Here is a 26,879-nt window from a genome sequence, read left to right as displayed (position 1 = left end):
AGGCTGAGTCGGTGCGAAAGGGAGTCGTGCACGTCGCGGGCGATGCGGTCGCGCTCCGCCTGGCGCGCGGCGCGGGCATCCTCGCGCGCCTCGGCCAGCACGCGGGCCTGCTCGTCGCGGGCGTGGGTGCGGAACATGGCGATCAGCGCCGTCAGCGCCACCGTGACGGATACCCCGGCCGCCCACATGGCGGGGCCGGGCGCGCCCATCCCCGGGAGCGGGTGGAAGAGGACGTCGGAAAGCCCGCTGATGCCCAGGCACGCCACGGCCGCGAGGCTCCACGGCCACGACCTGCGCGAAAAGACCGAGATGAGCACTACGACCCCCGCCGGAACGGCGAAGTAGGAGGCGGAGGAGAGCACCACCGCGAGGGAGGCCGCGAGGGTGCCGCGGGTGCCCGGGAAACCGGGTGCGGCCTCGCGCGGGTCGTGCGACAGCGCCTTGGGCAGGAGCAGCCACCCGACGAGCGCCACCGCCACCATCTGCGTCGCGCGGATCCCGATGTCGTCCTCCGTGGCCCCGGGGAACTCCTGCCTGTCGAACTCCGAGAAGAGGATCCCCGTCACCACCCCGGCCGCGACGCACAGCGCCACGATGCCGGCGACCCGCCACCTCTTCATGCTCATGCCGCCGAGTGTATGGGCGCTTAACGGGCGGCACATCCTCCCCGGGGAGGATGCCCGGAATCGTCCCGGGGGGTGATGTGCGGGCACACCGCCGTCAACCACACTGGATGCCGGGTGCACCCCGCACCCCTCTGGCCCCGCAACGCGGGCCGGGGACACGACGACACGTGAAGGCACCCACCCATGACGCTGACCGCATCCCCCGCACCTGCCCACCCGGATCGGGAGGCCACCGGCGGCCCCGCACCCTTCCACCGCGTGGAACGCCCCTGGTGGCGCGCCGCGGTCGAGCTGGCGGCCCTGGCGGTCCTCTACGTGGCGTTCACCTTCGGCACGCTTCTTCTGCTCGGCTTTTCCGGCATGGCGCTCGGGCTGCCCGAGACGCTCATGGACCTCGGGGGAACCGACCTCGACGCCAGCGTGCTCCTGCTGATTTCGCTCGCCATGACGTGCGCGGCTCCACTTCTCGCCGCACGCGTATCGGGGCGCCGCCCCGGTGATCTACTCAGCGTCGCGGGCCGCTTCCGCTGGCGCTACGCCCTCGCCCCGGCGCTCATCGCCGCGGCGGGCTACAGCTTCTCCACCCTGATCGATGCCGCGGCGGGCCGGTACGATTCGCCCTCCGTCACCGGCCGGGGCCTGGCGTTCATCGCGCTGTGCCTGTTCATCGTCCCGCTCCAGGCGGCGACCGAGGAGTTGATCTTCCGCGCCGCGATCCCCCAGATCGTGGGTACGTGGGTGCGCTCGCCCCTCATCGCCTACGGTGCGGCCGTCCCCCTGTTTGTCGCCGGCCACGAATACAACTGGATCGGCCTGACCGACATCCTCGTCTTCGCGGTCTGCTCCGCGGTGCTCACCTGGGCCACAAGGGGCATCGAGGCGTCGACGGTGCTGCACGCCGTGGGCAACTTCTTCGCCTTCACCGGTCTCGGGCTGGGGATCTCGGACCCGACCCGCTACGACATCTCCCCCGCCGCAGCCGCGTTCAGCATCGCCATGACGGTTGTCCTCACGGGCGCGATTCTCTGGGCCCTCGTGGTCAAGGGGTGGGGCGTGGGTGGAGGCGTCGAAAAGCGCCAAAATGAGCGCGCGGGAGGAGTTAACTGGGGGTGACCCGAAAACGGACCCCATGCGAAGGAGCATGCACGTGGCGGAGAAGAAGGCGGCGGCCGGGGCGATGGACCGGGCCCGCGCGATGCGGACCCGCAGGACTATCGGCCTCTACCCCGACAACATGCACCCCGGGCTCGTTCCCGGGATCAGCATCGAGGAGCAGCGCTACAGCTTCGGGGTGGACAGGCTCGTCTTCGGGGTGACGTCCGTGCTCATCATCGCCTTCGTCGTTTGGGGCGTGGCCAGCCCGGACACCGTCTCCGCGTTCTCCTCCGCGGCGCTGCAGTGGGGGCTGCGCAACTTCGGCTGGCTGTTCAACGTCCTGCTCATCGTGTGCATCGTGGTGATGGTCTCCATCGCGTTCTCGCGCTACGGCTCCATCAAGCTGGGCAAGGACGACGAGGAGCCGGAGTACTCGCTGTTTTCCTGGGTCGCGATGATGTTCGCCGCCGGCATCGGCGTGGGCATCTTTTTCTTCGGCCCCTCCGAACCGCTGGCGTTCTACCACTCCCCGCCCCCGCTGACCGTCGAGCCGCACAGCGAACAGGCCCTCCACCAGGCACTCGCGCAAGCGAACTACCACTGGGGTTTCTCCCCGTGGGCGCTCTACGCGCTCGTTGGGGGCGCCCTGGCGTACTCCTCGTACCGGCGGGGGCGCACCTCCCTCATCTCCTCGCTCTTCGCGCCGCTGCTGAAGAAGACCGACGGGCCGACGGGCAAGGTCATCGACACCCTCGCCATCGTGGCCACCCTCTTCGGCACGGCCGCCTCGCTCGGCATCGCAACACTGCAGATCGGCGAGGGCATCTCCACCGTCGGCGGCTTCTCCCCCACCATGCCTGTCCTGCTCGGGATCGTCGTGGTACTCACGGCCGCGTTCATCGCCTCCGCGGTGTCCGGGGTGTCCAAGGGCATCCGCCTGCTCTCCAACGCGAACATCACGCTGACTCTTCTGGCTATCGTCTTCGTCTTCCTCACCGGCCCCACGCTCCTGCTGACCAACCTGCTGCCCTCGGGGACGCTGGCCTACCTTGACAAGTTCCTCGACATGGCGTCGCGCTCCCTGTCCTGGGGCACGGACACCCTGGACTTCCAGGCGCAGTGGACCGCCTTCTACTGGGCGTGGTGGATCGCCTGGGCCCCCTTCGTGGGCATGTTCATCGCCCGCATCTCCCGCGGGCGCACCATCCGCGAGTTCACCCTGGTCACCATCGTCGTTCCCACCGCCGTGCTCGTCCTGGCCTTCACCGTCTTCGGCGGCACCGCCATCACATTCGCCCGCGAGAACGTCCCCGGCTTTGACGGCTCGGCCTCCCCGCAGCAGGTCCTCTTCAGCATGATCGACCATCTCCCCTTCACCGGCGCGACCTCTCTACTGGTGATTGTCATCCTCTCCATCTTCTTCATCACCTCCGCCGACTCCGCCTCCGTGGTCATGGGCACCATGGCCTCGAAGGGCGATCCCGAGCCGAACAAGCTGCTCGTGGTGTTCTGGGGGTTGCTCATGATGGGCATCTCGGTGGTCATGCTGCTCACCGGCGGCGAGGATGCGCTCTCCGGGCTGCAGTCCCTGACCATCCTCACGGCCATGCCGTTTTCGCTGGTGATCATGGCGCTCATGGTGTCGTTCATCAAGGACCTGCGCACCGACCCGATGGCGATCCGCCGCACCTACGCCGCCACCGCCGTGCGGGATGCCGTGGTGCGCGGCCTCGAGGAGTACGGCGACGACTTCGAGATCGCGGTTGAGCCCACCGACGCCGGAAGGGGCGTCGGGGCCGCCACCGACGTCGACTCCACCAGCGAGGAGCTCACCGGGTGGTACCGCCGCACCAACGAGGAGGGCGAACCCGTCGGCTACGACTACGCCACCGGCGAGTGGGCGGACGGCTGGGAGGGGAAGTGCCCGCCGCGTGACGACGACCGGGGTGATGCGTAGGGGGTTGATTATCGAACTCCAGTTCTATAGACTGGTATGCGTAACCACAAGGGGGGAACTTATGGATACACGGACCGACCCACGCGCCGCCGGGGCGCACATGATCATTGAGGGGGAGTACCTCATCTTCGGCCGGTTCGCCGACCCGGAGGACGACATCCTGGACCACGATGTCGACGAGGTGATCACCGAAACGATGGTGCTCACCCGCCGCGGCAAGACTTTTGTGGAGAACGGGATCTTCGGCTACGCCCGCCTGCGCGATCTACCCCGCCTGCGGGCGCTGCACACGGAGACGAAGCTGCTGGACGTGCCCCGACTCGCGGCCATCGACCGCACCCTCGGCGCAGTCCCGGCGGGGTGTCCCCCGGAGACCTGGGCCCTGTTCGACGACTCGCTCGTGGACATGTTCACTCCGACGCGGCCCGGCCAGGCGATGCCGAGCATCTGGTCGATCACGCGGAGCCTGCGCCGCCTTATCTCCACAATCGACGCGTCGGTCAACTTCGACCCCGTCAAGCGGGCGAAACGCACCGCGCCGAGCGCCCCCACCGCCTCCATCCACCCCGTGGACGTCAACGGCGAACGGCATGCCGAACTCACCCTGACCACCAACAGCGCCACCATGGCCTGCATCCGCGCGCACGTGAAAGCGATCGCCCGCGAGAACCACCTCACCCTCGGCGAGACGATCATCAAGCTCCTGGCGGGTGACATCACCACCAGCGTCCGGGCCGTTCTCTACCTCCACCGCCCGGCGGAGGCGTAACGCGATGTCGTTATCCCCGGTTTCGGCCACGCCAACGCCGACGACCTCGACACCCTCCAGCGCATGTTCGACGCCAACCCGCCGCGCACCGTCGACCTGGAGGCGGTGCGCACCTCGCGGGTGAACGGCTACCGGCCCACGCCGAAGATGGCCGCCTACGTCCACGCCCGCGACGGCACGTGCATCTACCCCGGTTGCCACCAACCGGCACAAAGATGCCAGCTCGACCACCGCATCCCCTACAACCGGGGAGGCCCGACCACGCCCGACAACTTGTACTCGCTGTGCCAGCACCACCACAACGTCAAGACCGACAAGCGGGCGTTCTACGTTCCGGACCCCTCCACCGGCGAGGTGGTCTGGCTGTTCGCCAACGGCACCTGGGCTGCCGCGGAGAGCAACGGGATGTTCAAGGAGTACACCGTGCCCGACAAGCCTCGGTGGGCGGCAACCGTGGGCGATACCCGCCGCACCCGCGACCGCGTCGCCCGGTTCAACGCCGCCTGCCACAGGCTCTGCGACATCTACGACCGCGACGGCGACCTCGAGGCCTGCACCGCAGGCATCCGCGACCTGGAGCGCCAGTACGGGCTCACCTTTGAGTTCGCCCCCGATGCCGAGGATGCGCCCCGCTCCCCGGACCTCATGGCCGCCTAGGGCGGGGCGGGTCTACTCCTCGTCGGTGGACAGCGCCGCGACGAAGGCCTCCTGCGGCACGGTGACCGAGCCGATGGACTTCATGCGCTTCTTGCCGGCCTTCTGCTTCTCCAGCAGCTTGCGCTTGCGCGAGATGTCGCCGCCGTAGCACTTGGACAGCACGTCCTTGCGCAGCGCGCGGATGTTCTCGCGGGCGATGATCTTCGAGCCGATGGCCGCCTGGACGGGCACCTCGAACTGCTGGCGCGGGATGAGCTCCTTGAGCTTCTTGGTCATCTTGTTGCCGTACCACTGCGCGGAGTCCTTGTGAACGATCGCGGAGAACGCGTCCACCGGCTCGCCCTGCAGGAGGATGTCCACCTTGACCAGGTCGCCCTCCTGCTCGCCGGCCTCCTCGTAGTTGAGGGAGGCGTAGCCCTTGGTGCGGGACTTCAGCATGTCGAAGAAGTCGAAGATGATCTCGCCCAGCGGCATGATGTAGCGCAGCTCGACGCGGTCCTCGGAGAGGTACTCCATGTTCTTCATGGTGCCGCGCTTCGACTGGCACAGCTCCATGGTCGTGCCCACGAACTCCTGCGGCACGATGATCGTCATGTTCACGATGGGCTCGTAGACGGCCTGCAGCTTCCCGCCGGGCCAGTCGGAGGGGTTGTGCACGACCTGCTCGGCGCCGTCCTCGCGCACCACGCGGTAGGTCACACTGGGCGCGGTGGAGATAAGGTCGAGGTCGAACTCGCGCTCGAGCCGGTCGCGGGTGATCTCCATGTGGAGCAGGCCCAGGAAGCCGCAGCGGAAGCCGAAGCCCAGGGCGACGGAGGTTTCGGGCTCCCACGTCAGTGAGGCGTCGTTAAGCTGCAGCTTCTCGAGGGATTCGCGCAGCACCGGGAAGTCCTCCTGGCTGACGGGGAAGAGACCCGAGTAGACCATCGGCTTGACCTCCGCGAACCCGGCGAGGGGCTCCTCGGCACCCTTGGCGGCCCAGGTCACGGTGTCGCCGACTCGCGTCTCGCGCACATCCTTCACGCCGGTGATGAGGTAACCCACCTCGCCGGGGCCGAGCCCCTTCGTCTTCTTCATCGTGGGCGAGACGATGCCGATCTCGAGGATTTCATGGCGCACGCCGGTGTTCATCAGCTGGACCTGCTGGTGCGGCTTCAGGGTGCCGTCGAACATGCGGATGTAGGTGACCACGCCGCGGTAGGTGTCGTAGACGGAGTCGAAGATGAGCGCGCGAGCCGGTGCATCGGGCCCGAAGTCCGAGGAGGGCGGCGGCACGAGCTCGACGAGCTTGTCCAGCAGCTCGGGAACGCCCTGGCCGGTCTTGCCGGAGACGCGCAGGACCTCCTCCGGCTCCACGCCGATGATGTTGGCGATCTCGAGGGCGTACTTGTCCGGGTCGGCGGCGGGCAGGTCGATCTTGTTCAGGACCGGGATGATCTCCAGGTCCTTGTCCATCGCCATGTAGAGGTTCGCCAGCGTCTGCGCCTCGATGCCCTGCGCGGCATCGACGAGCAGGATCGCCCCCTCGCAGGCCTCGAGCGCGCGCGAGACCTCGTAGGAGAAATCGACGTGGCCCGGGGTGTCGATCATCTGGAGGATCGTCTCCTGACCCGCGAATTCACCGGAGGAGGGCGTCCACGGAAGGCGCACGTTCTGCGCCTTGATGGTGATGCCGCGCTCGCGCTCGATGTCCATGTTGTCCAGGTACTGGTCGCGCATGTCCCGGGCGCTCACCACGTTGGACAGCTGGAGAATGCGGTCCGCCAGGGTGGATTTGCCGTGGTCGATGTGGGCGATGATGCAGAAGTTTCGGATGCGCTCCGGATCCGTGAACGTCTGCTCCGCGAAAGTCGTCGTCTGCGCAGCCATAGTCTGGCCCACTTTACCGCCTCACGTGGGCGGACAAAACACGCACTGGGGGTTCACCGCCAGTTTGCTGACCCCTCACCACAAGTGCGCCGAACCGCTTGTGCGCGGCCCGCGACGCTCGTAATGTGAAGCCAACCACAACCTCACCGACAGTCCCCTCAGCCCCAAGGACGCAGCATGTTCTTTCACCGGTCGAAGCGCCCCGACTCCAGCGCGCTCGACCAGGGCCTGGCGCTGCTCAACGAGCGCCTCGGCAGCTCACCGCGCGACCGTTCCCGCAAGATCGCCTCCCGACTCCTGGTCAAACCCACGTCCAAGGTGGCGCGCGGCATCTACTACGCCCCCGACATGGACGGCCAGGCCGAGCCCGGCGAAGTCGTCTGGGTGACAGTGCCCTCGAACCCGCCCCAGGAACGCTCCCTCTTGGTCATCGGGCGCGAGCACCACGACGTCCTCGGCCTGCTCATCTCCCCCGAGGAGAAGCACGCCCGCGACGAGCACTGGCTCGGCATCGGCTCCGGCGAGTGGGAGGACACCGGCGAGCCCTGTTGGGTACGCCTGGACAAGACACTCATGGTTCCCGAGACCGAGGTCCACCGCCGGGGCACCTTCGTGCCCGCCCGGCGCTTCGAGCGCATCGCCAACCGGCTGCGCAAGCACTTCGACTGGGTGTGAGCTGGGGCGTCGACAAGCGGGGTTTGGTGCGCGCCGGCAACTCCTGTTATTCTTCCTGGGTTGTCCGCATCCGGGATTTTCAGGGTGCGCCGAGCTACGCGAGCAGGACCTTGGGCCCGCGTTGTCAAACGCTTGGCGCGTGAACGCCCTCCCGGGTCGACTGCACAATCAGATTCGACCTATTCAAGAGGTGTAGAAAAATGGCAAACATCAAGCAGCAGAAGAAGCGCGTTCTCACCAACGAGAAGCGCCGCCTGCGCAACAAGTCCATCCGCTCCGCGACCCGCACCGAGATGCGCAAGTTCCGCGAAGCCGTCGAGTCCGGTGACAAGGCCGCTGCCGAGGCCCAGCTGCGCGTCGCGTCCCGCAAGCTGGACAAGGCCGTGACCAAGGGCGTCTTCCACCGCAACTCCGCGGCGAACAAGAAGTCCAATATGGCGCGCGCCCTCAACAAGATGGCCTAACCTGCGCCGTCGCGGCCCGCTTCCTCCGGGGGGCGGGCTTTTGCTTTGCGACGCCCCGTTTGCCGCCGCCCCTACCCCGCGACCCCCAGGGCCCCGCGCACGAGCAGGGCCGCGCCCACCGCGAGGAAGAACGCGCCGGAGAGGATGTCGATGGCCGGGCCGGCGGCGAGCAGCCTGCGCCGCACCCTCTCGGTGGAGATGACCTGGGAGAACACCCCGAAAAGCACGAAGGGGCTCAGCCACATCGCGAGGATCACCACGACCGCGGTGGCCGCGGAGGGGTGCGGCGGCAGCAGCGGGGCGATCATCGCGGAGAGCGCGACGACGATCTTCGGGTTGGAGAGGTTCGTGCTCAGCCCGCGCAGGAAACTCGATCTCACCGAGCCCAGGCGCTCGGCGGCCTCCTCGAGGCCCGCGGGTGGGGCTTTGCGCTCCCGCCACCCGAGGCGGACGTTCGTCTGCCCCATCCACACGAGGAACGCCCCGCCCACCAGCTGGACGAGGGCGATCGCCCACGGGAAGGCCGTGAGCACCGCCGCGGCCCCCAGCACCGTGAGCGTGCACCACATGAGCACCCCGACCTGGATGCCGGCCGTCGCCGCCCACGCGTGGCGGCGCGATCGCGTCGCCGTGCGCGTGATGAGGATGACATCCGGGCCCGGGACTGCGGCCCCGAGGACGTTGAGGCCCACAATGACCGCGAGGTCACCGGGGGCGATCACCTGCCGTCGCCCGCCATCTTCTCGGCCAGGTCATCCCGGCCGAACATCCTCGCCGTCGCGATCGCATCCGGCTGGCCCGCCCGCGGGTCCGCACCCGCCTCGAGCAGCAGGTCGACGATCGCGTCCTCCTTCTTGAAGATCACCCCGGCCAGCGGGGACTGGCCACGCGCATTGGGCTTGTCGACGTCCGCCCCACGCTCCACCAGGCCGCGGACGAGCTCCTCGTGCCCCGAGTAGGCGGCGAGCATGAGCAGGCTGTTCCCGTCCTGGTTGGCCAGGTCGGCGTCGACTCCGTGGTCGACGTACTGCAACAGCGTGAGATCCCCCTCGCGCGCCAGCGTGAACAGCTTCGCAGCGAAGTCCTGCAGCTCGTCGGGGATTGCGCCCGGCTGATCCCGGGCCTCGTCGGGGGTGGTCGGGTTTTCGTGCTGCTCGTTCACGCCAGACAACTTATCACGCGGGCACGCCCGGCCCGGGCCGTTTAGCGCGCCAGTTCCGCGATGCGGCGCACGGCGTCCTCGAGGGCGAACTCCTCGTCACCGCCCTGACCCTTCACCTCGGCGTCGAGGTCGGCGATGATGATCACCGCCTCCGAGACCGCCTGGCCGGACCAGTTGTGCGCGATCTGCATGGCCTTCTTCGCCGCGAAGGGGTGCATGCCCAGCGTGCGGGCGAGCTGGTTCGGGTTGCCGCGCGTGTTGTAGAGCCGGGCGATGTCCCCCACCTTCACCGCGAGCGCCGCGGCAATGGCGACCGGGCTCATTCCCAGCTGCAGGGCGCGGCGGGTGGAGGCCAGAGCCTTGTCGACGCGCCCGGTCACCGCCTGCTCGGCGATGTCGAAGCCGGATACCTCCGCAACCCCCGAATAGTAGGCCCGCACGCCCGCCACCGTCAGCTCCCCTTCCGTGTCCGCGACGAGCTGATCCACGGCGGAGGCGAGCTCCCGGAGGTCGGAGCCCACGGATTCCAACAGCGCCGCGACAACATCCGGGGTTGGGCGCACGCCGTGGCGGCGGAACTCGTTCATCACCCAGGTGTGGCGCTCGTTCTCCCGCAGGGGGTCCACCTGGTGCACCTCGGCAATCTTGGAGAACTTCGGCACCATTGCCTTCTGCCGCCCTCCCCCGGTGTGGCCGATGATGAGGGTCAGCCCCGGCGCGGGGTCCAACGCGGCCTGGAGCAGCAACTCCGTGGGCTCCTTGCCCGCCTGCTCGGCGTGCTCCACCACCACGATCCGGTCCTCCGCGAAGAGCGAGGGGCTGGTGGCCTGGGCAAGCTCGCCCTCCGTGACGTCACCGGCACGGAGTTTGGTCAGCTCGGCGGCGGGGTTGGCGCGGTCGATGATCGCGTTCGTGGCCCGCTCGGCGAGGAACTCGTCCTCGCCGAGCACGAGGTGCACGGGGTTCAGCATGCGCTCCATCCTATCGGGCGGCCCCCGTGCGCACCGGCCCGTCGCGGTTGGGGTAAACCACGGGAATCCCCTCCCGGGTCACCACCGGCCGCCTGTGCGGCCTGCCCGTCTCCAGCACGACCACCACCTCGGTCCCGGATGGCACGGGTTCGACGGTAGCCTCGCTGCCCACGACGTGGGCGTTCATGCCGGCGGGGTCCGCGGGCCGGATTGAAGTCGGGTCCCCGGCCCCGCCGCCGGCGACCACCGCCAGCGCCACCGCCAGTGTCATCCGCGGGCGCCCCGCCAGGAACCCGGCCAGCACCCACCCGTAGGCGACCAGCACCGTGGCGGGGCCCGTCTCCACCGTGGCCCCCGGCCACCGGGCACCGTGCTCCGCCACAGCGTGGACCCACCAGGCGAGGGGTTCCACCACCCACAGCACCGGCACCTCCAGGCCACCGGGCGCGAGGGAGAGCAGGACCGCCACGAGGCCGAGGACGGTGATCGGGGCCGCGACGGGGGCGGCGAGTACGTTCGCGGCCACCGCAACCAGTGAGACACGGCCCGTCATCAGGGCCACCAGCGGCATGGTCACCATGTCCGCGGCCACCGCCACCGCCACCGCGCGGGTCAGGATGTCCGGCCACCGCAGAGGAGCGAGGGCCCGGTGGATGAACGGGCTGAGCACAACGATGCCTGCGGTCGCGGCCACCGACAGCGCGAAGCCGTAGCTGACGGCGAGGTTGGTGTCCACGAGGATCAGCCCGGCCACCGCGAGGCAGAGGGTGTGCAGCGGTTCCGCCACGGAGGAGGAAAGCACGGCGGCGAGCGCCACCAACCCGGTGACGGAGGCGCGCAGGACGCTCGGTTCGGGCCCAACCAGCGCAGCGAACGTGAGCAGCGCGGTGCCGGCCACCGCGATGCGCCCCCGCAACCCGAGGCCCAGGGCCCCCGCCGCGAGCACCGCCGCGGTGGTGACGATGGCGACGTTGCTTCCGGAAACGGCGCTGAGGTGGCTCAGGCCCGTATCCACGTAGGCCTGTTCCTCCCGTCCCGTCTGCAGGGACGTGTCGCCCAGGACCATGCCCGGGATGAGCCCCCGCGCGCCCCCGCCCACGTGCGCCGAGACCGCCTCCGAGAAAGTCCGGCGCACGTGCTGCGCCAGAGCCGCCAGGCCCCGCGGCCCCTCCAGAACCTCGAGCGCGCCGCTCACGGTCACCCGCGCGGTTCCCGGCTGGGCCGACTCCCCTGCCCTTCCCGCGACCTCCACCACGCACCCCGGAACCACGCCGGGCGGCAGGTCGCGGGTGAATACCGCGATCGGCCCCGGATGCCCCGGGGTGAGTACCCGCACGAGGTGACCGCCACCGTCGAGTTCTCTGGGCGCCCCCGACACCGTACCCCGGAACTGCCCGCCGGCATCCCACGCCGCGGCAGCGTGCACACGCATCCACGCCGTCACCACTGCCGCCGCACCCATTCCGCCCGTGAGCAGCGCCTGGCCCACCTGCCGCGCGGCCAGCACGGCGGCCACCGCCGCCGCCACGACGGCGACCCCGGCCCACGGGGCAACCAGCAGCACCGCCAGGGCGGCTGCCCACACCGTCGCCGCGGCGGGGGCGAGTCGAAGCTCCTGCACCGCTACACCGAGACGAGGTCCTTGAGGGCACTGAACTTGGCCGGCCCGATGCCCTTCACGTCCTTCAGCTTCTCCACACTGGTGAAAGGCCCGTTGGCTTCCCTGTGCGCGATAATCGCCGCCGCGGTGGCCGCCCCCACGCCGGGCAGGGTGGTGAGCTCCTCGGCGGTGGCGGAGTTCAGCGAGACCAGCCCGGTGGCACCGGAGGAGCCCGCTGGGGCCGGCGGAGGGGCGGCACCGGCGGCCTGGACGAGGATCTGCTGGCCGTCGACAAGCAGTTGCGCCTGGTTCAGGGCAAGCAGGTCCGCCTCGGGGCGCGGTGCGGCCGCGGCCAGCGCGTCGGCGACACGCGCCCCCTGGCCGAGGGTGACCAGGCCGGGTTTGTCCACCTCCCCCACCACCGACACCACCACCTGGGCGGGGGAGGTGGAACTGGTCGCCGCCGCGGCGGTCCAGTGCGCCTCACCCGGATCCTCGGGGGCGGGGCGCAGCACCACCCACGCCCCGAGCGCGACGAAGACGGCGGCCACCGCCGCCAGCGCCTGCTTCGGCTCCACCCTCAGGCGGGGCTCGGGAAACTCGACGTGCATCACGTCCTCTTCCCCCGTGGGGCGGGTCAGTTCCTTCAGCCGCTCGGCGGTCCTCGTCGCGCTCATGGCGCAGACGCTACGCAGGCGCAGCGGGCCACAAAAGGCAGGGCGAGCCGGTCTGTGGACAACCGTGTAGACGCGTCACCTACTCCGCCGCGTTCTCCACACCCTCGGAGGAAAAAACGACGGACAGGCCCACAGCCCCGGCGCCGGTGTGGATCGCGAGGGCGTCGACAAGCGGCTCGACCATGACGTTCGACCCCTCGGGCAGCACGCTGCGCAGCGTCTCCGCCAGGGAGCCGGCCGCGGCCTCCGCGCCGGCGTGCTGAATGGCCGCGAAGACGGGCTGGCCCTCGGCGCGCTCGAGCACGAGCTCGGTGAGCTTGGAAAACGCCTTCGTCTGCGTGCGGGTCTTGCCCGCCAGCTCGAGCTTCCCACCGTTGAGGCGCAGGATGGGCTTGGTGGCGAGCAGCGCGGCGGAGAGCACCGCCGTTCCCGTGGAAAGGCGCCCGCTCCGGCGCAGCCCGTCGAGCTGGTTGAGGTAGAGCCACGTCTCCGAGCGCTCGATGGTTGCCTTCGCCATCTCCTCGCACTCGTCCAGGCTCGCCCCGTCCCGGGCGAGCGACCCGGCCGCCATGGCTGCCGCCCCGATCGCCATGCCGGCGGTGTCGGTGTCGATGACGCGCACGGTGTCCGGGAAGACCGCAGAGGCGGACACGGCCGCGGACCAGGTCGAGGACAGGTTCTTTGACAGGTGCAGGGCGACCACGCCGTCGTCGCCCCCGCGTTCGAGCTGGCGCGCGTAGATCGCGGCGAGCTCCAGCGAGGACAGCCCGCTTGTCGACGACCCGTCCCCCTTGTCCTCCATCACGTGCAGCGGGGCCACAGTGATGTCCAGCTGCTCCGCGATGCGCTCGGGGATTCCGGCGGCGGAGTCGACGACGATGCGCACCGCCATTACTCGCCCGTCCCCTGGTTCCACGCGTCGAGGTACCACTGCACCTGCGCGGGATCGGCCGGGTCGTATGTGTCGCGGGCTCCGCCCGTGTACCTCGGCAGCGCCGTGAGGCGCGAGGTGTTGGTGTTCTTCAGCCCCTTGAGCAGCGGGTACTGGCTCTCCGCGAAACCGAGCAGGTTGGAGGTCAACGCGGAGATGGTCCCGCCGTGCGCGACGAGGAGGACAGCGCAGCCCTCCCACCCCGGAAACTCCGCGAGCAGCTCGTCGACAACGGGGCGGGCGCGCCGGGCCACGTCGATGCGGCTCTCCCCCTCCGGCGGGGCCCAGGAGGCGTTGTTGCGCCAGTGGGCGCGGATGCCGTCGCGCCAGGTGTCCACCTCGGCGTGGGTCATCCCCTGCCAGTCGCCGAGGTGCGTCTCGCGCAGCCGCTCGTCGGAGGAGACGTCGAGACCGAGGGTGTCTGCGACGATTTCGGCGGTGCGCAGGGCGCGCGACAGGTCGGAGGAGACGATCCGGGCCACGCCCAGGCCCCGCAGCTCCGCCGCGGCGGCCCGCGCCTGCTCGATGCCCACCGCGGACAGCTCCGTGTCGAGCTGGCCCTGCATGCGCCGCGTGGCGTTGTACTCCGTCTGCCCGTGCCGCAGCATGATCAGCCGTCTGCTCATGGTTGAAACACCTCCTCCGCTGGTTCCCCCGGTCGTGCGCGCCACACCCCCGGCCCTAGTACGCGTAGTCCTCGTCGTCGATCTCGGCGGGTCCCTCACCGGCGAGCGGGAGCTCCTCGATGTCGCTGACCTCGCGGACCCCGGAACCGTCGGGGAACGTGCCCGGGCGCTCGTAGGGTTCCAGCCCCTCGATCACGATCGCGGGGCAGTCGGCGTAGAGGCGGTCGAGCCCGTAGAAGTCCCGCTCCGCGTCGCGCTGCACATGCACGACGATGGAGCCGTAATCGAGCAGGACCCAGCGCATCTCGCGGTTGCCCTCGCGGCGCTTCGGTTCGAGGCCGGCCGCGGTCATCTCGTCCTCGATCTCCTCGGTGATCGCGGTGACCTGGCGCTCGTTGTCGGCGGAGACGACGACGAAGATGTCGGTGATGCCGAGCACGTCGGAGACGTCAATGACCCCGATGTTGCGGCCCAGCTTCTCGTCGGCGGCGCGTGCCGCGATCGCGGCCTGGTCGCGGGAGGATTGCAAAGCAGTCAAATGTACTGGTTCCTTTTATCTGTGTTTCCGGTGGGAAGAGCCTATACGCGCCCATTCTCGCACGTCGACGCCCCCCTTAGCCACTCACGCGCAGCTGTAGAGGTTGTTTTTCGCTATGTACTGCACCACCCCGTCCGGCACGAGGTACCAGACGGGCCGGCCCTCCCGGGCCCGCGCCCGGCAATCGGTGGAGGAGATGGCCATGGCCGGGATCTCAATGAGGTGCACCCTGCCCTGGTGCTCCACGGGCAGCATGTCCTCGCGCAGCTCGTAACCGGGACGGGTCACGCCGACGAACTGCGCGAGGTCGAACATCCTGTCCCAGTGGTGCCAGGACATGATGGATTCGAGCGCGTCCGCGCCCGTGATGAAGAACAGCTCGGCGTCCGGGTCCCGGGCGCGCAGGTCCGTCAGCGTGTCGATGGTGTAGGTCCGCCCCGCGCGGTCGATATCCACCCGCGAGACCTGGAAGCGCGGGTTGGACGCCGTCGCGATGACCGTCATCAGGTACCGGTCCTCCGAATCGCTGACGTCCTTGCCCTCCTTCTGCCAGGGCTGGCCGGTGGGCACGAAGATGACCTCCTCGAGGTCGAAGCGGTCCGCAACCTCGCTCGCGGCGACGAGGTGGCCGTTGTGGATGGGGTCGAAGGTCCCACCCATCACCCCGATGCGCCTGCGGGTGCCGCCGGCGGCGTTGTCAGTCGAATCCATGGGGCCCAACTTTATCGGCCGGCCTACGGCCGGGTTTGCCCGGATCCCTCGAGGATCCACTTGGTGCTCGTCAGCTCGGGCAGCGCCATCGGCCCCCGGGCGTGTAGCTTCTGGGTGGAGATGCCGATCTCCGCGCCGAAGCCGAACTGCTCCCCGTCGGTGAAGGCCGTGGAGGCGTTGAGCATCACCGCGGCGGAGTCGACGCCCTCGGCGAATCGCGCCAGGGTCGCCGCGTCGCGCGACGCGATGGCCTCCGTGTGCCCCGTCGACCACCGCGCGATGTGCCCGATCGCCCCCTCCACACCGTCCACCTCGGCCAGCGCGATGTCGAGCGAGAGGTACTCCTCGCCCCAGTCCGCCTCGTCGGCCGGCACGATGTCGGCAGCCCCGAACGCCGCAAGCTTGTCGACGTCCCCGTGCACCGTCACACCCGCCTCCTGCAGCGCGCGGACCACGCGCAACTTGTCGGGGGCGGGCAGGGAGGCGTCGAGAAGCGCGGTTTCGGTGGCGTTGCACACCGAGCAGCGCCGCGTCTTGCCGTTGAGGAGCATGGCGATGGCTGCGTCGAGATCTGCGGCTTTGTCAATGTAGAAGTGGCAGTTGCCGGTGCCCGTCTCGATGGCCGGCACCGTGGCACCGGTGACAACGGCGTCGATGAGTCGGGCACCGCCGCGCGGGATGACCACGTCGACGAGCCCGCGGGCGGTGATCAGGTCATGCACCGAGTCGTGCGTCTCGCACGGCAGGAGCTGCACGATCTCCGGGGGCAGGTTGTGCGCCCGCGCCACGTCCTGCAGCACCGCGACGAGAGCCTCGTTCGAGCGGCGGGCCGACTTCGAGCCGCGCAGCAGCGCCGCATTGCCCGACTTCAGCGCCAGGCCGAAGGCGTCCACGGTGACGTTCGGGCGTGCCTCGTAGACCATGCCCATCACACCCAGCGGGACGCGCACCTGGCGCATCCTGATGCCGTTGTCCATCGTGCGCCCGCGCAGCACCTCCCCCACCGGGTCCTCGAGGCCCGCCACCTGGCGCAGACCGTGCGCCATCGATTCGATGCGCGACTGGTCGAGCGCAAGCCTGTCCACCAGGGCCTCACCCATTCCCGCGGCGCGGCCCGCGGCAATGTCCTCCCCGTTGGCGGCGAGGATCTCCCCGGAGCGCGCGACAAGGGCGTCGGCGGTGGCGCGGAGGAGGGCGTTCTTCTCCGGGGTGGGCAGCGCGGCCAGGCGCGGGGCGGCGCTCTTCGCGGCGCGGGCCTTGGCCAGCACCTCCTCGCGCTCGGCTCGGCGCGTCGGGTCCATGGGGTGGGTCGGTGCGGTCATGGGCACAGCATAGTCAACGCGTCAGTAACCCCGGTCCACATCGACCTCGGTGCGCATCGCCTCCCCCGCCTCATAGAGCGTCCAGTTCTCGTGCGCGAGCCCGCCGATGCGGCGGCGCATGTAGCGGGTGATGTTGGCGGTGTGCGGGGTGATCACGCAGTTGTCCATGCCCCACAGCTCGTGGTCGGCGGGCAGGGGTTCCGGCTCGGTGACGTCGAGGCCCGCGCCCGCGATGGTTCCGCTGCGCAGTGCGGCGGCGAGGGCGTCGTGGTCGACGAGGGGCCCGCGGCCGACGTTGACCACCACGGCGTTCGGCTTCATCAGCGCAAGCGTCGGGGCGTCGACTATGTGGCGGGTTTCGGCGGTCAGCGGGGCGAGGAGCACGAAGTAATCGTTGGCGCCCCACACGTCGCGGGAGGACGGGTCCGACATCGCCACGGTGCGCGCCGCACCCTCGACCGGCGTGCCGGAGCGGTTGACCGCCGTGACCTCGACGCCGAAGGGTTCGAGGAAGCGGATGAGCCTGCCGCCTATTCCGCCCGCCCCGATGATCGCGAGCTTCTTCCGGTCGAAGAGGTAGTCGGTGGCGTGGGCAATGTCGCGCTGGTTCCATCCGGGGCGCACCGCCTTGTGCCGGTGCAGGACGGCGAGAAGCAGAGCGAGGGCCGATTCGGCCACGGTGTCGTCGTAAAGCCCGGCGGCGTTGGCCCAGCGTACGCGGTGCTTCTCCAGGAGCCCCGCGTCGACGAGCGCCTCGATGCCCGCGTAGCAGACCTGCACCACCTTGACGCTCGCGGGCAACTCGGCGGGGAAATCGTCCGGGCCGCCGCGGAAGAGGAGCATGTCGGGGTTGCTGTCGAGCCCGACGAGGGTGTGGCCGGCGCGCTCGAGGTCGGCCACGGCCTCGTCCCACGGGCGGGGAAGGAATGCGAATTTCATGTCCACCAATGTAGGTGGGAGGCGGTGCCTACACGCGCGAGGCGTAGTTGGACAGGTAATCGGCGTGGATGACGGGGCGGCGCTGGCTGAGGTCGAGCTCCCCGGTCTGCCTGCCCAGCATGAGCTGCAGCTCGGAGGCGTCGTAGGCCACCTCACCCCGCCCGATGGCCTCGCCGTCGGGGCCGAGGATCTCAACGATGTCCCCGCGGTGGAAGTCGCCCTCGATCTCGGTGATCCCCACCGCGAGCAGGGAGGTTCCCCCGCCCGTCACCGCCCGCACGGCACCCGCGTCGAGGCGCAGCACCCCCTCGGCATCCGCCGCGTAGAGCGCCCAAAACTTCCACGCCGACAGCCGGGAGGACGGGCGGGTGTGGAAGACGGTGCCGACGTCCGCGGCGGTGAGCGCGTCGGAGATGCGCTCGGCGGTGGTGAGCAGGACGGGCACGCCGCCGCGTGCCGCCAGGCGCGCCGCGGAGACCTTCGCCGCCATGCCCCCGGTGCCGAGCCGCCCGCCGTCGCCCGCCGCGACGTCCTCCAGGTCGCTACCGCTGCGCACCTCGCCCACGAAGCGCGCCCGGGGGTCCGACGGCGGGCGGTCGTAGAGGCCGTCGACATCGGAGAGGAGCACGAGGGCATCGGCCGACACGAGCGTGGCGACAATCGCCGACAGCCTGTCGTTGTCGCCGAAGCGCATCTCCGAGGTGGCGACGGTGTCGTTCTCGTTGACGATCGGCACCGTGCCCAGCTGGCGCAGCCGGTCAATCGTGCGCTGGGCGTTGCGCGCACGGTCGCGCCGGCCGGCGTCCGCCTGGGTGAGCAGCACCTGGCCGATGGTGCGCCCGTAGCGGGCGAAGGACTCGCCCCACGTCTGCGCGAGGTGCACCTGCCCCACCGCTGCGGCCGCCTGGCTGGTGGCCAGGTCCCGCGGCCGGGATTTCAGCCCCAGGGGGGCCATACCGGCCGCGATGGCGCCCGAGGAGACGACGATGACATCGCTGCCGGCGGCCATGCGCGCCTCGAGGGCGTCGACAATCCGGTCGATCTTTTCGCGGCTGACAGAGGAGTCCGGGTTGACCAGGGACGAGGTGCCCACCTTGACCACGACCCTGCGGGCGGTGGCGAAATGGCGGCGTAGCTGCTCCTGCGTCATCTCCTGGTCCATGGGGGAAAGTGTAGCGGGGAGCTCACCCTCCACCGCCCGCCCCACCAACACGCCTCACTCAGATTCGTTGTACTTGCCCAGCAGCCTGAGGAAGTCCTCTTTCTCCCGCTCAGTCCACCCCGCCTGCTTGGCAGCGATGATCCGGGCCCAGGTGGAGTCCGCCTCGGCGAGGGTCTCCTCCCCCCGGCTGGTGAGGAAGAGCTCGTGGATCCGGCGGTTGCCGCTCTTCATCCGCCGCTCCAGGTACCCCCGCTTTTCAAGCTCGGCGACCTGACGGCTGATGGTGGACTTGTCCGACTGCAGCTGCGCGGCCAACTCCTTCGACGTCACCCCCGGGTTCTCCCGGATCGTGGCCATGATCAGCGACTCGTTGTACGTGATCCCCATGTTGTGCGAGATGCGCGCGCCGCGAATTTTCTTTGTGAGGGTCCGCACCTCGCTCATCGTGCGGTACGTCAGATCCTGATCCTTCATTGCCTGCTCCCGGGGCGATGCTCTAGCATGACAGTTGCATTATACAACTACATCCGAGGTTTCCATGTCATCCATCTCCACCCCTACCACGTCAAACCCCCCGATTCGGCCGGTCCTGGAGGCCGCCGGGTTGTCCTCCCTGATGGCGTTCATCATGCTGCTGCTCTACCTCGGAGGTTTCCACAACCCGGCCCCGCACGACCTCGAGCTGGCCGTGGTCTCCGGCGATCCCGCAGCCGCGGCCCCCATCGAGGAAGGCGTCACGTCCGCCCTGGGCGACGGGGTCCACTTCCGCACCCTGGCCAGCCGCGACGAGGCGGAGCAGCTTCTCCAGCGCCAGGAGATCTCCGGCGCGTACATCCCGGGCCCCGACGGGGAGACCGTGCTCACCGCCCCCGCCGCCTCCGCCACAACGGCGGACGTCGTCACCAACGTTTTCCAGCGGGTCGCCCAGACGGCGGGAAAGCCCCTTGCGGTGGACGAGGTCGTGCCGCTGGCGAAGAACGACCCCGTCGGGCAGAACAGCTTCTTTTACATGGTCGCCCTTTCGGTGGGTTCGTACGCGACATCCATCGCCATCGCGGCCTCGGGCATCCACCAGCGCTTCCGGGTGCGCATCGCCATCGCCGCCGCAGCCGCGATCACCATCGCCTCCGTCTTCCTCCTCGCGGCAACCACGCTCTTCGGGCTTTTCGACGGCCACGTCCTCTCCACCTGGGGACTGTCCGTTCTCTACTCCATGGCCATCATCTTCGTCGGCGTCGGCCTCCATCCGCTGCTCGGCAGGTTCTGCACCCTGACCTACGCGAGTATGTTCGTGGGTCTGAACTTCACCTCCTCGGGAGGGGTGTTCAACCCGGAACTGCAGAACGGGTTCTTCCGCGCCGTGCACGAGTTCTGGATCGGCGCCGGATTCATCGACGCCACAAAGAACATCGCCTACTTCCCCGAGCTTCCGCTCGGCCACCCCATCACCCTGCTGGCGGCGTGGCTGCTTGTCGGCGTGGCGTGCCTGGCGCTGGGCGCCGGCGTAGAGCGCCGCCGCAACGATCCCTCCCACGCCCTTCCCCGCGGTGAGAGCTACGGCCTCTCAGAGGAGATCGAGGAGGAGCTGGAGGAAAACGTGGCAGCCGCCTAACGGCGGGTGTTATCCGCGTCGGGATCCGCCTTCAGCTTGCGGCCGGCCCAGCGCAGGCCGTTACCGATGATGAAGACGAGTCCGACAACTCCCAACACGTAGGTGCCCATGCCTGCAGGGTACCTACCCCTGCCAGCGCTCGCGGTCGGCCTCCTGGCCCTCGCCGTAATCGAACTCGTCGATGAGCCCGCGGCGTGCCTGGGAGGCGCGCTTGCGTTCGGCCGCGGACGCGCGGTCCGTACCGCCCAGGCGGGCGTCGCGGCCGCGCCCGGCCATTGTCGGGTCGCCGCCGATGGACGGCTCCCAGTCGAAGGAGATCTCGCCGATGGTGACGGTGTCGCCCTCGTTGGCGCCGAGCTTGCGCAGCTGGTCCTCCACACCCGCCTTGTTCAGGCGGTCGGAAAGGTAGCCCACGGCCTCCTCGTTCTCGAAGTCGGTCTGGCGGATCCAGCGCTTCGCCTTCTCGCCGGTGACCAGCCAACCGCCCGGGTAGTCGGGGTCGGGCACAACCTCGACTCCCCCGCCGCGCGGCTCGTCCACGGCGCGGGGGCGAATGACCACCGGGGCCGCCGCCTCCTCGCGCGGGCGGGATCGGCGCGCCCTGCGCACGATCTCCCACAGGGCCCACTTCAGCTCGTTGAGTCCCTCGTGGGTGACGGTGGAGATCTTGAACACGGGCCAGCCGTACTTCTCCTTCAGGTCCGCCTCGAGGAAGTCCGCAAGCTCGCGCGCCTCGGGCACGTCCATCTTGTTCAGCACGACAATGCGGGGGCGTTCCCGCAGGTCGCCGAGCCCGGAGTCCATGTCGAGCTCTGAAGCGTACTCCCCGAGCTCGGTCTCCATCGCGTCGATGTCGGAGAGGGGATCGCGGCCGGGGTCCATCGTGGCCACGTCCACGATGTGGGCGAGCACTGCGGTGCGCTCGATGTGGCGCAGAAAGTCCAAGCCGAGCCCCTTGCCCTGGCTCGCACCCGGGATGAGGCCGGGCACGTCGGCAATGGTGAAGGTGTCGTTGTCCACGTTGACCACGCCCAGGTTGGGTTGCAGCGTGGTGAACGGGTAGTCCGCGATCTTTGGCTTCGCCGCCGAGAGCACCGAGATGAGGGAGGACTTGCCCGCCGAGGGAAAGCCCACGAGACCGACATCCGCCATGGATTTGAGCTCCAGGACGAGGTCGTGGGCCTCACCGGGCTCACCCTTGAGCGCGAAACCCGGAGCCTTGCGCTTGGCCGTGGCCAGCGCCGCGTTACCCAGGCCGCCGAAGCCGCCCTCGGCGGCGACGAAGCGGGTGCCCGGAACGGTCAGGTCCGCGAGGATCTCGCCGTCCTTGGAGCGCACGACCGTGCCCACGGGAACCTCGAGCACGAGGTCCTCCCCCCGGGCACCGTTGCGGTGGTCGCCGGCGCCGTTGTCGCCACGCTTGGCCTTCAGGTGCGGGCGGAACTGGAAGTCGAGCAGGGTGTGCACCTGGGGCGAAACCACCAGGACGATGTCCCCGCCGTGACCCCCGTTGCCGCCGTCGGGGCCGCCGAGCGGCTTGAACTTCTCGCGGTGGACGGACACGCAGCCGTGCCCGCCGTCGCCTGCCTGAAGGTGGAGGACGGCGCGGTCGACGAACTGGGCCATGGTGCCCGCCTTTCTCGTGTGGTGTGGAACTGGGTGCGCTAAAGTGCGCGGTTTTCTACCCTACCGGCCCGCGTGCGCGGGGGTTCGGGTAAAGAGAAAGGGCGCCGGAGACCTGTGCGGTCCGCGGCGCCCTGCTCACGCGCTGGTTAGGCGGTAGCCTCTTCGACGGTGCCCTCGTCAACGACGCCGGCTGCCTCGGCGGCCTCGAGGACCTCCACGGCAACGCCCTCGCCATCGGCGGGAACGATGTTGACGATGCGGCGGTTCTTCTTGATGCCGAACTGGACGGAGCCGGCGGCAAGCGCGAAGAGGGTGTCGTCGCCGCCGCGGCCGACGTTGTCGCCCGGGTGGAACTTGGTGCCGCGCTGGCGGACGAGGATCTCACCGGCCTTGACCTGCTGTCCACCGAAGCGCTTCACACCGAGGCGCTTGGACTCAGAGTCGCGACCGTTCGCGGAGCTGGATGCACCTTTCTTGTGTGCCATGTCGATATCTCCTTAGAGTCTTACTTGATTCCGGTGATCTTGATGGTGGTCTGCGGCTGGCGGTGGCCCTGGCGAACCTTGTAACCGGTCTTGTTCTTGTACTTGAGGATGTCGATCTTCTTGCCCTTGCCGTGCTCGACGATCTCGGCCTCAACGTTAACCTTGGACAGCGCTTCGGTGCCGGCGGTGACATCTGCGCCATCGACGAGAAGGACCGGGGTGAGCGCAACCTTCGCGCCAGCTTCACCCTCGATCTTCTCGACCTTGACCAGGTCGCCTTCGGCAACCTTGTACTGCTTGCCGCCGGTCTTGACGATCGCGTACATAGAGGGTTACCCCTTATCTCATCTCGTACGTCTCCGGCATGCGACGGAAACGGTGTGGAACAGTGGTTTAGCGTTTCGGGGCCTAGCTCAGGCGCGCCGTGCCTGCATGCATGGGCAACGAGGCGCGCACGCCCCAAAACAGCGACTGTCAAAGACTACTACGCGACCTTGACAAACAGCAAATAACCGCGGGCGCGGAAAAGCGCCTCCACTTTACGACGACCTGCGGCGCGTTGCCCTCCTCCGGCCCCTGCCCCGGCCCGCCGATTCACTGCGGCCGGCCGGTTCGGGAGCCTTCTCCCGGGGAGTGTCCGCCTTGCCGGTCTTCCGCTCCGGTGCCGCCTCGCTCGCGGTGGAACGGCGCACCGCCCGGCGGCGGCCTCGCCCACCGCTCTTCGGGGCGCGCTCGGGCGCGCCCTCCCCCCGCTCGGCGGGTGCCTTCTTCTCGGCGGGTGCCTTCTTCTCGGCGGCCTCGGGCTTGTCGCGCTTGTCCGCAGCGGCGTCAGCACCGAAGTCCTCCGGGCGCGGCGCGTGGTCGGAACGGGAGTTCCCGCGCGTGCGGCGCTTGCGGCGCGGCGAGGCCTCGAACTCCTCCACCGCCTGCTCGTAGGACGCGGCGCCATCGCGCTCGGCCGGCTTCTCGGCGGGCTTCCCGGACTTCACCTGCTTCTGCCCGCTACCGCCCCGGCGGCGGCGCGGGGAATCCTCCGGGCGCGGGGAATCATCGGCGGGGTCCTCGGTGGCCGGGGGTTCCTGCTGCGTCGCAGCCGCCTCCCGGCCCCGCCCGCGCCCACCTCCCCGGCGCCCGCGGCGGCGGCCACGGCCGTGACCCTCGGGGGAGTCGCCGGGATCGGATTCCGTCTGTGCCTTGGAGCCGATGACCGAGTCGGCCAGCTCCTCCAGGGCGGCGTCGTCGAGGGCGATGTCGGCAGAGGAGTCCTCCTCCTTCTCCGGCACCCGCGCGTCATCACGGGTGCGCCCGGGGGCCTGGGCGGGGCGGCGGTGCCCGCGGCGCTCGGTCGGGTCGTCGACAAGCGGCTCCGCGTCGACGGGGTCCTCGGTGAGGATGATGCCGCGGCCGCCGCAGCACTCACACTCGGTGGAGAAGGTCTCGAGCAGGCCGGTGCCGAGACGCTTGCGCGTCATCTGCACCAGGCCCAGCGAGGTGACCTNNGACCTGGTGGCGGGTGCGGTCGCGACCCAGCGCCTCCTTGAGCCGGCGCAGGACCAGCTCCTGGTTCTCGGGCAGGATCATGTCGATGAAGTCGACGACGATCATCCCGCCGAGGTCGCGCAATCGCATCTGGCGCACGATCTCCTCGGCGGCCTCGAGGTTGTTGCGCGTGACGGTCTCCTCCAGGGAGCCGCCGGAGCCGGTGAACTTGCCGGTGTTGACGTCGATGACGGTCATCGCCTCGGTGCGCTCAATGATGAGCGTGCCCCCGGAGGGCAGCCACACGGTGCGCGAGAGGGCCTTCTGGATCTGCTCGTCGATGCGGTAGGCCTCGAAGGCATCGCGCCCGTCGTGGGAGGAGCGGTCGTAGCGCTCGAGCCTGTCGGCGAGGTCCGGCGCGACGGAGGTGACGTAGGCGTGCACCACGTTCCACGGGCGCTTCCCGTCCACGACAAGGGAGGAGAAGTCCTCATTGAACAGGTCACGCACGACCTTGACCAGAAGGTTCGGCTCCTCGTAGAGGGTCACCGGCTTGGCGCCCTTCGACTTCTTCTCCTTCTCGGCGCTCGCCTGGATGGCCTCCCACTGCGTGTGCAGGCGGTTGACGTCGGCGGCGATGGCGTCCTCGGGGACGCCCTCGGCGGCGGTGCGGATGATCGCGCCGCCCTTGCCCGGCACGACCTTGGCCAGGATCTCTTTCAGGCGCTTGCGCTCGGGCGCGGGAAGCTTCCGCGAGATGCCCGCACTGCGCCCGCCGGGGACGTAGACGAGGTAGCGCCCCGCCAGCGAGATCTGGGTGCTCAGGCGCGCACCCTTGTGGCCCACCGGGTCCTTGGTCACCTGCACGACGACCTGGTCACCCGACTTCAGCGCCTGCTCGATGCGTCGCGAACGCCCGCCGAGGCCGGCGGCCTTCCAGTCCACCTCGCCGGCGTAGAGCACGCCGTTGCGGCCCTGGCCGATGTCGATGAAGGCGGCCTCCATGCTCGGCAGCACGTTCTGCACGCGACCGAGGTAGATGTTGCCGATCATCGAGGCGTTCTGGTCCGAGGTGACGAAGTGCTCCACGAGCAGCCCGTCCTCGAGCACTCCCACCTGGGTGATGCGGCCCGGCCCGTCGTGGCGGTCGCGCTCGCGCACCACCATCGTGCGCTCCACCGACTCGCGCCGCGCGAGGAACTCGGCCTGCGAGACGACGCGGCTGCGCTTGCGGCCCTCCTCCCGCAGCTCCGTGCGTCGGCGGCGCTGCGCCTCGAGGCGGGAGGAGCCCTTGATCGCCTTCGGCTCCTCGATAACCTCGATCACCTCGGACTCGTCCGCCTCATCGAACCCCGCCCCGGCCCCGGGGTCGGCGGCGGGCTCGTCGTCGGGCACGGAGGCCGCACGCTTCCCGACGCCCCGGGCGGCCGCGTCGGCGGCGCGGCTGGCCCGACGACGCTCGGCGCGTGACGGCGGTTTGAACAGCGGGGTGTAAGCGAGGGCGCCCGGAGTCTCAGGCGCGGGGGTGACCTCGGGTTCGACATCGGCGAGGAGGTCCCCGTCATCGCCCCCGTCGTTCTCCTCGGCGTCGGCGCCACCGGCGAGCTCGGTGTCCACCTTCTCCTCTATCTGGTGGATCTCGTTCTCCACGTCCTTGCGCACGCGCTGACGGATCTTCTCGGTGCCGTCGGTGCCGTCGGCATCGTCACCCGTGGCCGCCGGGGCATCGGGGGCGCCGCCGGCGGAGAGGGCGTCGAGGAGCTGCTCCGCCTCGGACCGGGTCAGAGAGGACTGGGCGACCTTGACCAGGCCCAGCTCGTGGAGGGTGACCACGAGGTCCTTGGACGGGATACCGAGCTGCTTGGACAGCTGGAAAACGCGCACCTTGTCGCCCAGGGTGGAGCGGTCGAAGTTCTGCACCGGGGAAGTTTCCGGGTTCGTCCGCGTAGTGCGCCTGCCCCCCGTCTTCCTCGTCGTACGCTTCTTTTCTTTCGATGTGGTGGAATCGTCGCTTGTGGCCACGAACATTCTCCTGTTATATGGCCCGCCAGAGCGGGGCACCGGGCGCTGGCGAGGACGTTCCTCGCCGCCGCCGCGCGGCACCCCGTGTGGGCGGGGATGTGTGAATGAAAGCTTGTCAGCGTCGCTGCGCCGCGCCCGCGCTGGACGGGCGGGCGCGGCGGGGCGAAGCTTGACCCCCATTGTGGCACAGGAAAGGCCCGGCCGTTCCGTGGGCCGGGCCGGTAGGTGGGGAAAGATGCGTCAGTCGTTGCTGCCGAGCACGCGGATCAGGGCGGTGCGCGCGGCCGCGTGGGGGTCCTCCCCCACCTGGGTGCCGACGATGGCCGCGCCGAAGATCACCTCACCGACCTCGCGGGCGTTGTGCGGCTCACGCCCGGAGCGGGCGAGGTAGATATCGACAAGCTCCATCGTCTCCGTGGCCTGGTCCTTGACCTGGGACGCGCCCGCCTCGCGCTGCTCACGGCTGGCGTCGACGACCGCGAAGATGAGACCGCCGAGCGCGTAGGGGCGGCCGGCGGTGACGATGTCGAGGATGGCTTCCGCCACCTCCTCGGTGCCGCTGTCCGGCGAAGCCTCCTCCGTGCGCCGGGTGGCCACATCGAGGCGGCGGCGGTGCGCGTCGTCGAAGCATGCGGCGATCAGCTTTTCCCGGCTGGAGTAGTAGTACCCGATGGAGCCGACGGGAACCCCCGCCTCGGCCGCCACCTGGCGGTGGGTCACCCTCCGCAGCCCCTCGGCGACCATCAGCCTGCTGGCCGCGTCAAGGATCGCCTTGCGCTTGCTCACGGCACGCGCCTGCTCGGTGCTTCGAACCACAGTGTTACTCTCCGATCCTTCTTCGTATGCACCACAACTTATATCTAAAGTTGGAAGAAGACGAATCAGGACGGGTGTCCCCGCGAAA

25 protein-coding genes and 2 pseudogenes are annotated in these 26,879 nt (G+C 69.5%); 7 read left to right on the top strand and 20 right to left on the bottom strand.

Features of this window, described 5'->3' with window-relative positions; genetic code table 11:
- Positions 1-626: pseudogene (locus B3611_RS06735) on the bottom strand (histidine kinase dimerization/phosphoacceptor domain-containing protein); the annotation flags it as partial.
- A gap of 183 nt (positions 627-809) precedes the next feature.
- On the opposite strand from B3611_RS06735, the gene B3611_RS06730 reads away from it, so the two are divergent.
- The 4 genes from B3611_RS06730 to B3611_RS06715 all read left to right on the top strand — a co-directional run bounded on the left by B3611_RS06730 (position 810) and on the right by B3611_RS06715 (position 5,104).
- The gene (locus B3611_RS06730; protein WP_291314315.1) at positions 810-1,739 is read left to right on the top strand and encodes a CPBP family intramembrane glutamic endopeptidase; all 930 of its coding nucleotides are present in this window, start codon (positions 810-812) and stop codon (positions 1,737-1,739) included.
- A 28-nt stretch (positions 1,740-1,767) separates the two neighbouring features.
- Entirely contained in the window at positions 1,768-3,678 is a 1,911-nt protein-coding gene (locus B3611_RS06725) for a BCCT family transporter (protein WP_414646311.1), read from the top strand.
- 61 nt (positions 3,679-3,739) lie between these two features.
- Positions 3,740-4,447 carry a hypothetical protein gene (locus tag B3611_RS06720; RefSeq protein ID WP_291314314.1) on the top strand — a complete coding sequence of 236 codons (708 nt, stop codon included), beginning with the start codon at positions 3,740-3,742 and terminating at the stop codon, positions 4,445-4,447.
- A 63-nt stretch (positions 4,448-4,510) separates the two neighbouring features.
- Positions 4,511-5,104: an HNH endonuclease signature motif containing protein gene (locus B3611_RS06715; protein WP_291314313.1), complete on the top strand. Its 594-nt coding sequence runs from the start codon at positions 4,511-4,513 to the stop codon at positions 5,102-5,104.
- A 12-nt stretch (positions 5,105-5,116) separates the two neighbouring features.
- On the opposite strand, the gene lepA is transcribed toward B3611_RS06715, so the two are convergent.
- A complete protein-coding gene (lepA, locus tag B3611_RS06710) occupies positions 5,117-6,973 on the bottom strand; it encodes a translation elongation factor 4 (RefSeq protein ID WP_291314312.1) in 1,857 nt (618 codons plus the stop codon).
- Positions 6,974-7,150: 177 nt separating this feature from the next.
- Here lepA and B3611_RS06705 point away from each other — a divergent pair, with 177 nt between their 5' ends.
- The gene (locus B3611_RS06705) at positions 7,151-7,648 is read left to right on the top strand and encodes a type II toxin-antitoxin system PemK/MazF family toxin (protein ID WP_291314311.1); all 498 of its coding nucleotides are present in this window, start codon (positions 7,151-7,153) and stop codon (positions 7,646-7,648) included.
- 200 nt (positions 7,649-7,848) lie between these two features.
- The gene (gene rpsT / locus B3611_RS06700) at positions 7,849-8,112 is read left to right on the top strand and encodes a 30S ribosomal protein S20 (protein ID WP_291314310.1); all 264 of its coding nucleotides are present in this window, start codon (positions 7,849-7,851) and stop codon (positions 8,110-8,112) included.
- Between the two features lie 71 nt (positions 8,113-8,183).
- On the opposite strand, the gene B3611_RS06695 is transcribed toward rpsT, so the two are convergent.
- The 13 genes from B3611_RS06695 to B3611_RS06635 all read right to left on the bottom strand — a co-directional run bounded on the left by B3611_RS06695 (position 8,184) and on the right by B3611_RS06635 (position 19,225).
- Entirely contained in the window at positions 8,184-8,831 is a 648-nt protein-coding gene (locus B3611_RS06695; RefSeq protein WP_291314318.1) for a LysE family translocator, read from the bottom strand.
- Positions 8,831-9,214 carry an ankyrin repeat domain-containing protein gene (locus B3611_RS06690; protein WP_414646310.1) on the bottom strand — a complete coding sequence of 128 codons (384 nt, stop codon included), beginning with the start codon at positions 9,212-9,214 and terminating at the stop codon, positions 8,831-8,833. Before B3611_RS06690 ends, B3611_RS06695 begins: the two co-directional genes overlap by 1 nt.
- A 101-nt stretch (positions 9,215-9,315) precedes the next feature.
- Positions 9,316-10,254, bottom strand: coding sequence for a DNA polymerase III subunit delta (gene holA, locus B3611_RS06685; RefSeq protein WP_291314308.1), 939 nt, complete (start codon positions 10,252-10,254; stop codon positions 9,316-9,318).
- A 1-nt stretch (position 10,255) separates the two neighbouring features.
- Positions 10,256-11,866 carry a ComEC/Rec2 family competence protein gene (locus tag B3611_RS06680; protein WP_291314307.1) on the bottom strand — a complete coding sequence of 537 codons (1,611 nt, stop codon included), beginning with the start codon at positions 11,864-11,866 and terminating at the stop codon, positions 10,256-10,258.
- A 2-nt stretch (positions 11,867-11,868) separates the two neighbouring features.
- Complete coding sequence (locus B3611_RS06675; protein ID WP_291314306.1) at positions 11,869-12,522, bottom strand: ComEA family DNA-binding protein; 654 nt, start codon at positions 12,520-12,522, stop codon at positions 11,869-11,871.
- A gap of 79 nt (positions 12,523-12,601) precedes the next feature.
- Positions 12,602-13,414 (bottom strand): DegV family protein, encoded by an 813-nt coding sequence (locus tag B3611_RS06670; protein ID WP_291314305.1) that lies wholly within the window; start codon positions 13,412-13,414, stop codon positions 12,602-12,604.
- Positions 13,414-14,079: a histidine phosphatase family protein gene (locus B3611_RS06665; protein WP_291314304.1), complete on the bottom strand. Its 666-nt coding sequence runs from the start codon at positions 14,077-14,079 to the stop codon at positions 13,414-13,416. The genes B3611_RS06670 and B3611_RS06665 overlap by 1 nt, the downstream gene beginning before the upstream one ends.
- A 55-nt stretch (positions 14,080-14,134) precedes the next feature.
- Positions 14,135-14,617 (bottom strand): ribosome silencing factor, encoded by a 483-nt coding sequence (gene rsfS / locus B3611_RS06660; RefSeq protein WP_291314303.1) that lies wholly within the window; start codon positions 14,615-14,617, stop codon positions 14,135-14,137.
- Between the two features lie 84 nt (positions 14,618-14,701).
- Positions 14,702-15,328: a nicotinate-nucleotide adenylyltransferase gene (gene nadD / locus B3611_RS06655; protein ID WP_291314302.1), complete on the bottom strand. Its 627-nt coding sequence runs from the start codon at positions 15,326-15,328 to the stop codon at positions 14,702-14,704.
- A 23-nt stretch (positions 15,329-15,351) separates the two neighbouring features.
- Positions 15,352-16,650, bottom strand: a complete 1,299-nt coding sequence (locus B3611_RS06650; RefSeq protein ID WP_291314301.1) for a glutamate-5-semialdehyde dehydrogenase — start codon at positions 16,648-16,650, stop codon at positions 15,352-15,354.
- Between the two features lie 21 nt (positions 16,651-16,671).
- Positions 16,672-17,589, bottom strand: coding sequence for a D-isomer specific 2-hydroxyacid dehydrogenase family protein (locus tag B3611_RS06645; RefSeq protein ID WP_291314300.1), 918 nt, complete (start codon positions 17,587-17,589; stop codon positions 16,672-16,674).
- Between the two features lie 28 nt (positions 17,590-17,617).
- Positions 17,618-18,751, bottom strand: coding sequence for a glutamate 5-kinase (gene proB / locus B3611_RS06640; RefSeq protein ID WP_291314299.1), 1,134 nt, complete (start codon positions 18,749-18,751; stop codon positions 17,618-17,620).
- Positions 18,752-18,805: 54 nt separating this feature from the next.
- Complete coding sequence (locus B3611_RS06635; RefSeq protein WP_291314298.1) at positions 18,806-19,225, bottom strand: MarR family winged helix-turn-helix transcriptional regulator; 420 nt, start codon at positions 19,223-19,225, stop codon at positions 18,806-18,808.
- A gap of 64 nt (positions 19,226-19,289) precedes the next feature.
- Here B3611_RS06635 and B3611_RS06630 point away from each other — a divergent pair, with 64 nt between their 5' ends.
- A complete protein-coding gene (locus tag B3611_RS06630; protein ID WP_291314297.1) occupies positions 19,290-20,363 on the top strand; it encodes a hypothetical protein in 1,074 nt (357 codons plus the stop codon).
- A 123-nt stretch (positions 20,364-20,486) separates the two neighbouring features.
- Here B3611_RS06630 and obgE read toward each other — a convergent pair whose 3' ends face one another.
- The 5 genes and pseudogenes from obgE to B3611_RS06605 all read right to left on the bottom strand — a co-directional run bounded on the left by obgE (position 20,487) and on the right by B3611_RS06605 (position 26,791).
- Complete coding sequence (gene obgE, locus B3611_RS06625) at positions 20,487-21,989, bottom strand: GTPase ObgE (RefSeq protein ID WP_291314296.1); 1,503 nt, start codon at positions 21,987-21,989, stop codon at positions 20,487-20,489.
- Between the two features lie 146 nt (positions 21,990-22,135).
- On the bottom strand, positions 22,136-22,474 hold the full coding sequence (gene rpmA, locus B3611_RS06620) for a 50S ribosomal protein L27 (protein WP_291314295.1): 339 nt from the start codon (positions 22,472-22,474) through the stop codon (positions 22,136-22,138).
- Between the two features lie 20 nt (positions 22,475-22,494).
- Positions 22,495-22,800, bottom strand: coding sequence for a 50S ribosomal protein L21 (gene rplU / locus B3611_RS06615; protein WP_291314294.1), 306 nt, complete (start codon positions 22,798-22,800; stop codon positions 22,495-22,497).
- A 213-nt stretch (positions 22,801-23,013) separates the two neighbouring features.
- Positions 23,014-25,981: pseudogene (locus B3611_RS06610) on the bottom strand (translation initiation factor IF-2 N-terminal domain-containing protein).
- A gap of 234 nt (positions 25,982-26,215) precedes the next feature.
- Positions 26,216-26,791 (bottom strand): TetR/AcrR family transcriptional regulator, encoded by a 576-nt coding sequence (locus tag B3611_RS06605; protein WP_291314293.1) that lies wholly within the window; start codon positions 26,789-26,791, stop codon positions 26,216-26,218.
- Between the last annotated feature and the right edge of the window lie 88 nt (positions 26,792-26,879).

This window comes from Corynebacterium sp. UBA2622 (genome assembly GCF_002339505.1).
Classification (GTDB): domain Bacteria; phylum Actinomycetota; class Actinomycetes; order Mycobacteriales; family Mycobacteriaceae; genus Corynebacterium.
Note: the sequence above shows the minus strand (reverse complement) of the source record. Positions and strands in the feature narration are given on the sequence as shown.

Coding starts and splice junctions, on each gene's coding strand:
- B3611_RS06675 (WP_291314306.1), bottom strand. CDS start 12,522: ATGAGCGCGACGAGGACCGCCGAGCGGCTGAAGGAACTGACCCGCCCC.
- B3611_RS06670 (WP_291314305.1), bottom strand. CDS start 13,414: ATGGCGGTGCGCATCGTCGTCGACTCCGCCGCCGGAATCCCCGAGCGC.
- obgE (WP_291314296.1), bottom strand. CDS start 21,989: ATGGCCCAGTTCGTCGACCGCGCCGTCCTCCACCTTCAGGCAGGCGAC.
- lepA (WP_291314312.1), bottom strand. CDS start 6,973: ATGGCTGCGCAGACGACGACTTTCGCGGAGCAGACGTTCACGGATCCG.
- B3611_RS06645 (WP_291314300.1), bottom strand. CDS start 17,589: ATGAAATTCGCATTCCTTCCCCGCCCGTGGGACGAGGCCGTGGCCGAC.
- rpsT (WP_291314310.1), top strand. CDS start 7,849: ATGGCAAACATCAAGCAGCAGAAGAAGCGCGTTCTCACCAACGAGAAG.
- nadD (WP_291314302.1), bottom strand. CDS start 15,328: ATGGATTCGACTGACAACGCCGCCGGCGGCACCCGCAGGCGCATCGGG.
- B3611_RS06715 (WP_291314313.1), top strand. CDS start 4,511: ATGTTCGACGCCAACCCGCCGCGCACCGTCGACCTGGAGGCGGTGCGC.
- B3611_RS06665 (WP_291314304.1), bottom strand. CDS start 14,079: ATGAGCAGACGGCTGATCATGCTGCGGCACGGGCAGACGGAGTACAAC.
- B3611_RS06720 (WP_291314314.1), top strand. CDS start 3,740: ATGGATACACGGACCGACCCACGCGCCGCCGGGGCGCACATGATCATT.
- holA (WP_291314308.1), bottom strand. CDS start 10,254: ATGGAGCGCATGCTGAACCCCGTGCACCTCGTGCTCGGCGAGGACGAG.
- rpmA (WP_291314295.1), bottom strand. CDS start 22,474: ATGGCACACAAGAAAGGTGCATCCAGCTCCGCGAACGGTCGCGACTCT.
- B3611_RS06650 (WP_291314301.1), bottom strand. CDS start 16,650: ATGACCGCACCGACCCACCCCATGGACCCGACGCGCCGAGCCGAGCGC.
- B3611_RS06730 (WP_291314315.1), top strand. CDS start 810: ATGACGCTGACCGCATCCCCCGCACCTGCCCACCCGGATCGGGAGGCC.
- rplU (WP_291314294.1), bottom strand. CDS start 22,800: ATGTACGCGATCGTCAAGACCGGCGGCAAGCAGTACAAGGTTGCCGAA.
- B3611_RS06630 (WP_291314297.1), top strand. CDS start 19,290: ATGTCATCCATCTCCACCCCTACCACGTCAAACCCCCCGATTCGGCCG.
- B3611_RS06705 (WP_291314311.1), top strand. CDS start 7,151: ATGTTCTTTCACCGGTCGAAGCGCCCCGACTCCAGCGCGCTCGACCAG.
- proB (WP_291314299.1), bottom strand. CDS start 18,751: ATGGACCAGGAGATGACGCAGGAGCAGCTACGCCGCCATTTCGCCACC.
- B3611_RS06725 (WP_414646311.1), top strand. CDS start 1,768: ATGCACGTGGCGGAGAAGAAGGCGGCGGCCGGGGCGATGGACCGGGCC.
- B3611_RS06635 (WP_291314298.1), bottom strand. CDS start 19,225: ATGAAGGATCAGGATCTGACGTACCGCACGATGAGCGAGGTGCGGACC.